The organism is Phormidium sp. CCY1219, from assembly GCF_055795085.1.
The window spans coordinates 15054-27074 of sequence record NZ_JAYFEQ010000443.1 but is presented as its reverse complement, the minus strand read 5'-3'; the positions used below and the strand labels follow the sequence as shown (position 1 = coordinate 27074).

At 50.1% G+C, this 12021-nt stretch carries 10 protein-coding genes; 4 read left to right on the top strand and 6 right to left on the bottom strand.

Going from position 1 to position 12021, the window contains the following annotated elements; translation table 11 throughout:
• Positions 1-8: 8 nt before the first annotated feature.
• Both AC0QH1_RS10505 and AC0QH1_RS10500 read right to left on the bottom strand, forming a co-directional pair.
• Positions 9-905, bottom strand: coding sequence for a UTP--glucose-1-phosphate uridylyltransferase (locus tag AC0QH1_RS10505; protein WP_324631039.1), 897 nt, complete (start codon positions 903-905; stop codon positions 9-11).
• Positions 906-958: 53 nt separating this feature from the next.
• Complete coding sequence (locus tag AC0QH1_RS10500) at positions 959-1231, bottom strand: hypothetical protein (RefSeq protein WP_324631038.1); 273 nt, start codon at positions 1229-1231, stop codon at positions 959-961.
• 36 nt (positions 1232-1267) lie between these two features.
• On the opposite strand from AC0QH1_RS10500, the gene AC0QH1_RS10495 reads away from it, so the two are divergent.
• Positions 1268-1513: a hypothetical protein gene (locus AC0QH1_RS10495; protein ID WP_324631037.1), complete on the top strand. Its 246-nt coding sequence runs from the start codon at positions 1268-1270 to the stop codon at positions 1511-1513.
• On the opposite strand, the gene AC0QH1_RS10490 is transcribed toward AC0QH1_RS10495, so the two are convergent.
• On the bottom strand, positions 1504-1869 hold the full coding sequence (locus tag AC0QH1_RS10490) for a hypothetical protein (RefSeq protein WP_324631036.1): 366 nt from the start codon (positions 1867-1869) through the stop codon (positions 1504-1506). The two genes, AC0QH1_RS10495 and AC0QH1_RS10490, sit on opposite strands and share 10 nt — an antisense overlap.
• A gap of 109 nt (positions 1870-1978) precedes the next feature.
• Between AC0QH1_RS10490 and AC0QH1_RS10485 the strand changes: the two genes are divergently transcribed.
• Together AC0QH1_RS10485 and AC0QH1_RS10480 are read left to right on the top strand one after the other, a co-directional pair.
• Entirely contained in the window at positions 1979-2581 is a 603-nt protein-coding gene (locus tag AC0QH1_RS10485; protein WP_324631035.1) for a DUF488 domain-containing protein, read from the top strand.
• A 2-nt stretch (positions 2582-2583) separates the two neighbouring features.
• A complete protein-coding gene (locus AC0QH1_RS10480; protein WP_324631033.1) occupies positions 2584-2712 on the top strand; it encodes a hypothetical protein in 129 nt (42 codons plus the stop codon).
• 55 nt (positions 2713-2767) lie between these two features.
• Here AC0QH1_RS10480 and AC0QH1_RS10475 read toward each other — a convergent pair whose 3' ends face one another.
• A complete protein-coding gene (locus AC0QH1_RS10475) occupies positions 2768-3196 on the bottom strand; it encodes a DUF488 domain-containing protein (protein ID WP_324631032.1) in 429 nt (142 codons plus the stop codon).
• 190 nt (positions 3197-3386) lie between these two features.
• Positions 3387-4049 (bottom strand): YggT family protein, encoded by a 663-nt coding sequence (locus AC0QH1_RS10470; protein WP_324631031.1) that lies wholly within the window; start codon positions 4047-4049, stop codon positions 3387-3389.
• Between the two features lie 537 nt (positions 4050-4586).
• Between AC0QH1_RS10470 and AC0QH1_RS10465 the strand changes: the two genes are divergently transcribed.
• Entirely contained in the window at positions 4587-7490 is a 2904-nt protein-coding gene (locus tag AC0QH1_RS10465; RefSeq protein WP_324631030.1) for a GAF domain-containing protein, read from the top strand.
• Positions 7491-7591: 101 nt separating this feature from the next.
• Here the strand turns inward: AC0QH1_RS10465 and AC0QH1_RS10460 are convergent, their stop codons facing one another.
• Complete coding sequence (locus tag AC0QH1_RS10460) at positions 7592-11965, bottom strand: PAS domain-containing protein (RefSeq protein ID WP_324631029.1); 4374 nt, start codon at positions 11963-11965, stop codon at positions 7592-7594.
• Positions 11966-12021: the final 56 nt, after the last annotated feature.

Below are 12021 nucleotides of genomic sequence, written 5' to 3'. Positions count from 1 at the left end.
CGGTAGATTTAGCCTCGGCGAAACTCCATCAGGGTGTTGCAATAGGCATCGGGCATTCCGGTATCGAAACAGCGGCCTTTGATGGGATAGCCCACCATTCCTTCGGTTTGGCGCAACTGTTCTAGGCAAGAGGTGAGTTGAAATTCTCCCTTTTCGCGGTGGTTGTTGCGGATGTTTTCTTCTAGGAAGTCAAAGATTTTCGGGGTGAGGATATAGATGCCGAAGATGGTGAAAAAGCGATCGCTGCCGAGGGGTTCTGCTTGCAGATGCGATCGCGCATATTCTAAGTCGGGTTTTTCGCAGATTTCCGTGAGAAACAGGAGGCGGTTGTCCGCTTGCCAATTCCCGGTGACGCAACCGCAATGATAAATTTCCGAACCCGGAGTGACGGTGAGGCCGATCGCGCTTTTGCCGACTTTTTCGTAAACTTGGATGAGTTGCTGCGCGCAGGAAATATTAAGCTCGGATAGGTAAACGTGGTCGCCGAGAAAGAGCATAAACGGTTCGTTATTCGCCCATTCTTTGGCACAGTAAACCGCATGACCGTAGCCTTCTTGCGTCTCTTGCGTCAGGAGGGTAATTTTGTGGCCTAAGTCGCGCAAATATTGGCTGTATTCGCGATTTTTTTCGGAGAGTTTGTTATAAAAATTGTCGGTTAAGGGGGTTTGAAAAAAGTTCTGGAAAACTTCGATATCGCCCGGTTGGGTGATGATGGCGATTTCTTCAATGCCGGCGGCGATCGCTTCTTCGACGATGACTTGAATCGTGGGTTTTACGCGACCGTCGCGATCGACAATGGGAAACATTTCTTTTTTCACTGCTTTGGTAGCGGGAAATAGTCGGGTACCGAATCCCGCCGCCGGAATCACAGCTTTGCGAATTGGAGTTTGGGGAATGCTCATCATTGACCTATCAAAGTTGAGGGTTAAGTGTGGGACACTCTCCGCTGGGGAGCAAGCTATCTGGTTTGAACGGATGAGAAATAAATTCGGCGATAATTATAGCATGTTTTCAAATGATGAACATCCAGGTACGCGGGTTTGGACTGAGAAATGATGAGTTTTAGGCATTGATTTTGGGGGAAATCCCGATGAATGATATCGATAACCCGCCCTTGACGATCGCGATCGGGAACGAGAAATTGCGCCGTGCCATATCCTTGGGAACCGACGCCTTTTCCGCCTAAAATAAACGGCTGTAGAGGCGGATGATTCAGCAGCGAATGCAGCACGGGAGCGGTTAACTGCGAGGGGCAAGGGCGAATCAGATGGCGGTCAAATTCGGCTTAGGCGTGGGTCATCAACGGTTCGATTTTTTTCGGCATCTTTTTGTTGCAAAGCTTGGCCAGCTTTTTGGGTTATTTCGCACTAATTTTGCCGAGATATCGGTGAGGGTTTTGTTTGATTTAATTGGTGGAAAAGGGGTAATATTGATTGAGCATGCTGAGGATTTCGGGGGTGTTTTTGCTGGCGGCGGCGATTTTCATTTCGCCGCGCCCAGTTTTCACTCGTAGAAACCATAATTATCGATTTCTAGCCCTTGGACGCGATAATGAGTGAGACTGTAGTCAGCCACGCCTGCGGCATAACTGAAACAGCCGCCTTTTTTGGTGCTATGGAGCATTGTTTGGCGATCCATTGGCAATTGTATGGGTTCGAGGCGAGTGCCGTCACTGAAGGAAGGGCGCAAAATCAGGGGGGTGGGATGGGGTTTGACCTGGGCATAAATGCCTTGATGGGTGCCGACGCTGAGGGTGTATCCTTTTTCCAGAGCGGGATTGATGCTGCGGTGTCCGCCGGCCCGATCGCCATGCTCTCCAAACAGACAAAGGCGACCTGGAACAAAAATTTTCCTCGGTTTCCTTGGCAAAGTACAAGCCTCTGGTTGTAAAATTACCGGACAATGGGATAATTGTAAAAACTGTTGATGATGAGCGAGCTTTCGCTCAAATCTGTCATTTTAGAGGATAGTTTAGGTCATGTCTCGACAATTATTCACGATTGGCCATTCCAATCATACCATTGGCAAATTTATTGGGTTACTACAACAACATGGGGTGACGGTGGTGGGGGACGTGCGATCGCACCCCTATAGCCGCTATTTCCCGCAGTTCAATAAATCGGAACTGCAAAAAGCATTGACAAATACAGGGATTCGCTACCTGTTCCTGGGTCGGGAACTCGGGGGCAAAGCCAACGAGTCCGGGTGTTTTGACTTGACCGGGAAATCCCTCTCGGATTCACTGGTGGGAACGTCAGAGTTCGATCGCGGAATCAAACGGTTGCTGCAAGACTGTCAAACCGATACCATCGCGCTGATGTGTGCCGAAAAAGACCCGATTACCTGCCATCGCACAATTTTAGTGTGCCAACATCTGAGAAATACGGATTTGACGATCGAGCACATTCTCGGCGATGGCGAATTGGAGTCTCACTCCCATTTGGAGGAAAGGTTAGTGGAGGCGTATGGATTGCAACAGTTGCAGGAGTTAGAAGCGCGATCGCTCTCGGATCCGCCACCGGAGGCGGATACTCTCCCGAGTTCTCAAATCCGTTCCGCGAAAAAACCGAAGTCGCAATAAGCATGATGAATGCATCGCGCCTCTCCATCGCCTTGTTGGCGGGTGGTGTTCTCGATCGCCTGCGGCAATTATTGCAATGTGGCTGGGGGCAAAAAGCAGCGATCGCCAATCGGGGTATGCGGCTTTTTTAAGATCGTTTTGGCGATCGCAACTTCCTGCATCAAGCGCTGCTTTTGACCGCGAATTTTAACGTAAATGTTCCACCGGAATCGAGACTAATTCGGTTAAGCGATCGGCAACTTCCTTGCGATGGCATCGGTTTGCATCCATTTCTGCACAAAGCAACAAAATCGACCCTTCTCGAGCCATTTCTGCCACTTCCGCTAACGCTTCTTCGGCGGCTTCTGCATTCGGCGGAATCCAGTTTGCTTTACCGGATATATTCCCCAAAGATGTTTTAGACACATATCCAATTTTCAGCGACTCGCACAGTTTTTGCAGTTGCTTCCCGTACCATTTTTGACTCCAAGCCCTCGGGCTTTTCCGCACATCCACCACCCATTTAATCTCGTAGTCTGTTAAATAGGTTTCTAGGGCATCGTAGGTTTTTCGATTGCCATATCCAAAGGTAAAAATACATAACTTTCCGGGTTGGACTGGATTTTCTGTTCTCATAATTTTGGTGTTAAAATCAACGAGCTTGGGTGAAGGTGACGCTTTTGGCTTGGGTTTCTATACAATAACCGATGTAAGGCAAAGGCTTCTGTCACGCGGATAAATTAACCGCAATGACAACGATCGCCACCTTCTGTGAATCCGACGGCGATCGCTGCTTTACCGAGAGCGCAATCCTTCCCCCTTTTTTTTAGCTCCAGATTAAGCGAATTAACCGCACCACGAGCCAACTGAGCAAGGCGTAAACCCCCATCGCAATTACGGTATTGAATTCAAAAGCCGCTTGTCCGAAGGTAGGGGTACCAAAAAGGGTCTCAAAGGGGACGACAAATGGCTTAGATAGCTCGTAAATAAAGCCGGCAAATTGATTTTCTGGATTGGCAGCAAACAGGCGCAAAAGCACTCGTAACAATAACAGCACCCCTAAGGCGCCAGTTAGATAATAAATCGCTTGTTGTACCTTGGCGACGATCGCTGTGCGGTGAACTTCGGCAAAGCGGCGCTCTTCTTCTTCTAAGCGCAGGGACTCCAGACGGCGAGTCAGATGGGCTTCTTCTTGGCGCAATTCCTCCATGCGACGGATTAAGCGTGCTTCTGCTTCGCGGAGTTCCTGGATGCGCCGATTGAGGCGGGGGTCTGGTGGGGATAGGCGATCGCCGGATCCCCCAGGGCGTTCTGGTTCTGGGTGCCACTGTTGCGCCTCTCCTGGGGCATAGGGATCCGGTTCTCCTTGGGAAAGCTCTTCCAAACGGCGGTTGCGGCGTTGTTCTTCCAAACGCCACTGTTCTTCATTCTGGTGGTTTTCGCGATCGCCACTGTTTTCTTCTCGCGATCGGTTGTACTCTGGGTTCATTTTTTCCCTCCATCAGGGCGCTTCTACAGATATGCTACTCAACGCCAACCCCCGAGGCGCAGTTGTGCTTTTTTTACCCGCTGTATTGGGCTTGTTAGGGGTCGCTTGTTCACCAGGGAGATTAAAACCCTTCCCTTGCATTTCGTTAGCTTTTTTTGGCGCGATTTCCCGGGTTGGCCCGTTCCTAAAGCACTCCCTTTTTTTCAAAAAATCCATGCAAATTTTATACAATATGTTGCCTTTCCCCCCAACAGGGATGCGGGGAGGAGGCGGGTTGATTCTCGGGCGGGGTGCAACAGTTGAGATCGTGCCTCCCGCTCCTTTCTTTCCGGTTCCTTCTGATGATTTATTCATGGCAAATTGCGACAGAATAAGTCTAAGGCTATAATGGATTGGCAGAGTTCAACCCCTTGGGTTGAGAGGATGTCACTTATCCTTCACTTAAATTCCTTTTTCGCCTGCCGATCGCAAACAGGGGTCAGCGTAAATCGGCTATTGAACTGACACTCGATAACTCTATCTCGCAACTCAATTCAGATGAATAACCAGCAACCAGCAACACTCAAAGCCGACATTTTAATCGTGGACGATACGCCGGATAACCTGCGATTGCTGTCGAATATGCTCGCTTCGCAAGGCTATCAAGTCAGAAAAGCCATTAACGGACAACTGGCGCTGAAAGCCGCGCAAATGGCTCCTCCCGATTTAATTCTCCTGGATATTAACATGCCTGAGATGAATGGGTATGAGGTTTGTCAGCAATTAAAATCTCAGCCAGAAACTTGCGACATTCCGGTCATTTTTCTGAGTGCGCTGAGTGAGGTGGAAGACAAAGTAAAAGCTTTTGAAATAGGCGGTTCTGATTATATCACAAAACCCTTTCAGGTGGCGGAAATTTTTGCGCGGGTCAAAAACCAGCTAGAGTTGCGTTTTTTGCACGATCGCCTGAAACAACAAAGCCAAGAACTACAAGCCCAAAATACGCGCTTGCAATCGGAAGTTCGCGAGCGCACTCGCGCGGAAAGTGAAATCCGGTTTTTACTGTCTACCACTTCCGCGATCGCGGAATCCGCCGATTTTCCCTCTGCATTAAAAATTATTTTGCGCTCCTGCTGCGAAACGATTCAGTGGGATTTTGCAGAAGCTTGGGTGCCCAATGAAGAAGGAACCCATTTAAAATACAGTGGCGCTTGTTATGCGCGCGATGCGAGTTTTACGCCTTTTAAATCTCAAATAACTAAACGCACTTTTGCCCCCAATGAAGGACTTCCCGGACGAGTTTGGGTCTCGAAGCAACCGGAATGGCTGTCAGATTTATCCACTCTAGAAGCCTCGATATTTCATCGCACTGCTATTGCAAATTCCGTGCAATTAAAAACGGGATTTGGCGTTCCGATTACCAAAGATAATAACCTGTTAGCGGTGTTAGTTTTTTTCACTCAAACCCACACTCCGTTCGACGATCGCGTGTTGAAATTAGTATCGGTGGTGGCGACGCAACTGGGCGAACTGATTCAGCGCAAACAAGCGGAAGAATCCCTGCGCCAAAGCGAACAACGATTTCGCGCGATTTTCAAAAATGCGGCGATCGGAATCGCACAAGTGTGGCCAAATGGGGGATTTATTCAGGTCAATCCGGGATTTTGTCAGATTGTCGGCTATTCGGAAAGCGAATTGCTACAGCAAACGTTTATGGATATTACTCACCCGGATGACCTGGAGAACAATTTGGCACCCCGATGCGAAATTGGCGGCGATGATTCGGCGTTTTCTCTCGAAAAGCGATTTATTCATAAAACGGGACGCTGGGTTTGGACGAATGTCACGGTTTCTTTGGTACGGGATGAGGCGGGAGACATCAGCTACGCGATCGCGGCGATCGAAGATATTACCCCTCGCAAACAGGCGGAAGAAGCGCAACACCGCAAACTGCTCAGCGAACGCTTAGTCGGCGGAATGCTCGATCGCATTCGTCGTTCTCTCAATCTTGACGAAGTGCTCTCCACTGCAGTGACAGAAGTGCGCCAATTTTTATCCACCGATCGCACGATTATCTATCAGTTCGACCCCCAAGATTGGAGTGGAAAGGTGGTGATGGAATCGGTAGCACCAGAGTGGATGCCCATTTGGGGAGAGCAAATTCACGACCCCTGTTTTTCGGGCAAATATGTCTCCCTCTATCGCGAAGGGCGTACCCGCGCGATCGGCGACATTCATCACAGCACTTTAAATCAGTGTCACGTGGATTTATTGAGCAAATATCAGGTCAAAGCCAATCTGGTGGTGCCGATTTTGCAAGGGGACAATTTATGGGGATTGCTCATCGCTCATCACTGTCGCGATGTGCGAGAATGGCATGAATTGGAAGTCGAATCCTTGCGCCAGTTGGGGGTGCAATTGGCGATCGCCATCAAACAATCCACCCTCTACGAACAAGTGCAAAACGAATTGCGCGATCGCAAACAAGCTGAAGCCGCATTGCGCCGTTCTGAAACCCGCGAACGCGAAAAAGCAGAGGAATTAGCCCAAACCCTCAAGCAACTCCAAAATACCCAAGCTCAACTGGTTCACAGCGAAAAAATGGCCTCCCTCGGTCAGTTGGTAGCCGGTATCGCTCACGAAATTAACAACCCGGTTAACTTTATTTATGGCAATCTTTCTCCCGCCGCCGATTATATTGCGGACTTACTCGGATTAATCGAACTGTATAATCAGCACTATCCGGAACCTCCTCCGGAAATTGTCTCCGAACTCGATACCATCGAACTGGAATATTTGATGGAAGATTTGCCGAAGTTGTTAAATTCCATGAAAATGGGATCTATACGAATTAAAGAAATCGTCCAGTCCCTTCGCACCTTCTCTCGCTTGGATGAAGCGGAAATGAAGGCGGTGGATTTGCATGAAAATATCGACAGTACCTTAGAAATCTTGTTTCACCGCCTGCAATATAACGCCCATTGTCCCCCGATTCAGGTCATTAAAAATTACGGCAAACTTCCCCAGGTGCAATGTTATCCGGGTCAGCTCAATCAGGTGTTTATGAATCTGCTCAGCAATGCGATCGACGCTCTGGAAGAAAAAGTTTCCGGTGATTCGTCATTCGTCACTGGTCATTTGTCATCGGTAACAACAGGTTCAAACGACCAAGGACAAATGACCAACGACCAAGGACAATTGACCATTGCCATTACCACAGAACTGACCCCAGAAAATCGGGTGAAAATTTCAATTGCCGATAGCGGGGTCGGGATGAAACCAGAAGCGATCGCGAAAATATTTGACCCTTTTTATACCACGAAACCCGTGGGAAAAGGGACGGGATTGGGACTGTCCATTAGCTATCAAATTATCGAAAAACATCAGGGTCAGCTCACTTGCGTTTCCCAAACCACTCAAGGGACGGAATTTACCATCGAAATTCCTTTGCAGCAAGGGTAAAAAGCTTTCGGGACTATTTAGCAATTAATTAGCTTTTTATTATCCCATAAAAAATTTGTTTTGTCAAGGGAGGGAAGAGGTGGGCAATGCCCACCCGACTACTACGACTGCGAGATGGGAATTTCGATGGTAAAGAGGGTACCTTGACCGACTGTAGAGTCGCATTGTAAGGTGCCACCATGTTTGTCTACCACGATTTGATAGCCGATCGAGAGTCCCAAACCGGTGCCTTTCCCTACGGGTTTGGTGGTGAAAAAGGGGTCGAACAAACGCGATTTGACGCTTTCCGTCATTCCCGGCCCATTATCGGAAATCTGAATAGAGACGCGATCGCCGAGCTTCTGGGTGCGAATGTGGATGGTTTTTTGTCCGTAGGTCTTGGTCAATTGTCCGTAGGTCTTGGTCAATTGTCCTTGGTCATTGGTCAATTGTGGTTGGTCATTTGTCTTTTGTCTTTTGTCGTTTGTCAATTGTCCGTAGGTCTTGGTCAATTGTCCTTGGTCGTTTGAATTTGTTACCGATGACAAATGACCAGTGACCGATGACAAATGACCAGTGACCGATGATTCTAACGCATCGATCGCGTTGTTGAGGATATTCATAAACACCTGATTCATTTGCCCTGCATAACATTGGATAAGGGGCAATGAGCCGTATTCTTTCACCACTTGAATTCCGGGGCGATCGGGTTTGGACTTGAGGCGGTTTTGCAAAATCAACAAAGTATTGTCGATTCCTTGATGGAGATCCACCTCTTTCATATCCGCTTCGTCGAGGCGAGAGAAATTTCGCAGAGAGAGGACGATTTGGCGGATGCGTTCGGTGCCCAGTTTAATTGAGGAGATGATTTTCGGCAAGTCTTCCACGAGAAAATCCAGTTCCATCTCTTCGATCGCCTCTGACAATTCCGGATCTGGGTCGGGGCAATGTTCCTGATAAAGTTGAATAATCGTCAGTAAATCTGTGGCATACTCTCCCAAGTAAGTGAGATTGCCGTAAATAAAATTCACCGGATTGTTAATTTCGTGAGCCACCCCCGCCACCATCTGACCGAGACCGGACATTTTTTCGGTTTGGATCAGTTGCGCTTGGGTTTGTTTCAGTTCTTGTAAGGTCTGCTGCAGTTGTTCGGTACGCCGTTGCGCTTGGGTGGCGTTGTCTTGCGCTTGGCTATAGAGTTCCGCTTGGTAGAGGGCGATCGCCAATTGGTCGCGCACGGATTTGAGCAATTCCAATTCCGAGTCGCTCCAGGGGCGGGCTGTGGTATGATGGCCACAGTTGAGGATGCCAATATCGCCAGAAGACATCCGGATCGGTAAGGAGACGAACGCCACATACCCCCAGGATTGATAGACTTCTCGCTCTACCGGATCGGTGACAGCCGCCACATTCTCCTCACAGAGGAGTTCGCGCTCGAGGAAAGAGTCCAACAGGGGATGTTCCTCGACCGGGTGAGAACCGATCGCACTGGGTAACTCGGGCAATTTGGCTTCTTGCACCACATTCCATTGCCGATCCGATGCGCCGATGCGATACCAAGCAAACAAGCAGCGGTCAAGGGCCAACAGATTGTGAATCTCTTGCACCACGGTTTCCAAGATAGTATCCACCTCCAAGGAGTTGCGGATATCCCGCGCCAGACGGTTGATTAGAGCTTCCCGTTCTGCTAATTGGCGGAATTGCGCTTCCGACTCTCGCAGGGCGGCTTCTATCTGCTTGAGTTCGGTAATGTTTTGCGACACGGACATGCCGGCAAAGATTTCACCGTCAGTATTTCTGACCGGCAGGATATGAACTAAATAGATGTTGTCTTGATAGGGCACTTCAAATACCGTAGTTTCCCCCCCTAGGGCGGCGCGATAGGTGGGTTCTATGTTTTCGCACAACTCGGGGGGGAAAAGTTCTGTCAGGGTTTTGCCTTCCATGAGTTCCTTGGACAGACCCAGTTTGGATAATTCGGTGCCGTCGGCTAAAGTATAGCGCAAGTCGGTATCGAAGAGGACGATCGCGCCATTGGGGAAATTGCGAGCTAGGGCGCGATACAGTTCTTCGCTGCGGCGCAAGGCAGCTTCGGCGCGCTTGCGATCGCTGATATCCTGCACGGTACCAAATATCTTTATCGGTTGTCCCTCCGGACCCATCGTCGCCTGTCCTTTGGCGGAAACCTCGGCGATGGAACCGTCGGGGCGCAGGATGCGGTGGTCGATTTCAAAGGCTTTGCCGGTAGCGATCGCCTCTTCGATCGCCGTGGCAACTTTCTCTCGCTCCTCCGGATACACCCGCTGTACCGATTCTGCCAGACTCGGCGGAGTTTCCCTCGGTTCCCATCCAAAAATGCGGAACGTTTCCTCAGACCAACTGCCGGTTTGAGTGGCGACATCCAATTCCCAGGACCCCAGATGGGCGACTTTTTGCGCTTCGGCGAGTTGGGTGGCGCTGCGACGCAGGGCATCTTCAATGGCTTTTTGCTCGGTAATGTCGCGGAAGACAGTAGAAAAACATTCCACTTCCCCGGTTTTCGACTTGTGACTCATAATCACGTGAGAGCCAGGAATTTCTCTCCCGTCGCGGTGTGCTAATCGGCTTTCGCCACTCCAGACTCCTTCCGTTGCAGCCGTCGGTAAAGCAACCGTGGCGAAAAATTCCTCCATCGAGGCGCTATAGAAATCGGAAATATGCACAGTGGTGACATCTATATCTTCTGGAAAGCCAGTCATCTTCAACCCGGCGGGGTTGACGTAGAAAACCTTACCGCTGGCGTCGCAAATTCCTACAAAGTCCGGGGTAGCGTCGATGATAGCGGTGAGTCGGGCTTGGTTTTTTTGCGCTTGGAACAGATCGGTGATGTCGGTGAGGGTGCCATCTAGGCGCAGGGGATGGCCGGTTTCGTCGTAAGTGAGCCAGCAGCGGGAATAGAGGTGGCGCACTTCGCCGTTGCGGCGAATGATGCGATATTCGCTTTCGCTGTTGCCCGTGGCGATCGCTTCTTGGCTGTGGGCCAGGGCGCTGTCGCGATCGGCGGGATGCACTCGGTCGATCCAAAATGTGGGATGGTCAAACAATTCTTGGCGGGAAGATTCGTAGAGGTTCTCGGCGGCGGGGTTTAAATACAGCATCTCGAAGGTGTGGGGATCCACGGACCACACCACGTCTTTTAAGCCGTTTAAAATGCTGTTGAGGCGGGATTCGCTTTCCCGTTTGGCGGCTTCTGCTGCTTTGCGATCGCTGATGTCACGCAGGGTAACGACGGCCCCGAGTTGGGTTCCCTCCGCATCGGCGATCGCTTGCCCGCTGACGAGCAGAGTGCGGGGTTTCCCTTGTTTCGGAACCATCACCATTTCTACGTTTTTGCTGGTTTCTCCCTGCAATGCCCGCGCTAGGGGAATTCGCTCCACCGGCATCGGCGTTTTACCATCGGCTTCGTAGATCTCGTAATATTCGGGCCACTCATACAGGGGAATGCTCTTTTCGGGCAACCCGCAATACTCTTGGGTGGCGCGGTTGGCGCGGGTTAATTTTCCGTCGGGGTCGCAGGCGATAATCCCGTCGGTGAGATTGTCGAGTAAAACGTTTAAAAATTCCCGTTCTTTGTGCAGGGCGCTTTCCGCTGCGGACCGGGTGGCGATTTCGCGTTCGCATTCTGCAATGGTACGGTGCAGTTGGGCGGTCCGTTCTTCCATGCGGGTTTCCAGTTCTTGGTTGGCCCGTTTCAGGGCGTCTTCCATTTGGAAGCGATCGCTGATATCTTGCCAGCATCCCACCATCTCTATGGGTTTACCTTCGGCGTCGCGAATTAATCGGAGTTTATCGTGCATCCAGCAATAGCTTCCATCTTTGAGGCGAAACCGATATTCGTGGGCGTGATGTCCTTTTTCAAATAAGACGCTCAAGCCGGCAAAAATGCGCGCTTTGTCCTCGGGATGAATCCGCGAACTCCAAAAGGTGGGGTCGCTGATAAAATCCTCCGGTTCGTACCCCATCAGGGTTTTGACGTTCTCGCTAATAAAGGTAGCCCCAAAATCTCCCTCGGGTTTACAGCTATAAATCACTAGGGGACTGGTGGACAATAGGCGCTCTAACCCTTCTCGCGTTTTCTCCTCCTCGCTTTTTTCTTCCACTGGGCGCACCACGGCGTAAATTAACTGCCGGTTTGCATCGGGCGTCGCTCTCCATTGCAGCCGTTTGTAAGTGCTATCTTGGCAACGATAGCGATTTTCAAAGGTTCTCGGTTGCGCCTCGGTGGCCAGTTTTTCTAGTTCCCCCCGGGTGGCGTCCCGATCCTCGGGATGAACTGCTTCGATAAGCTTCATCGATCGCAGTTTTTCTGGGTTGTCGCCGAGGGTGTTTTCCCACCGGGGGTTTAGGTCTTTGAAATAACCGTCAAATCCGACAATGCAAAGCATGTCTAGTGACCGGTTAAAAAAATGAGCGCGATCGCTCATTTGGGTGCGTTTTTTTTGGCCTTTTTTTGCCATGAGTTGTGGCCTGTGCATATCAGCTCGCTAAATTAATTTTTTGTGGAAAAAATAGT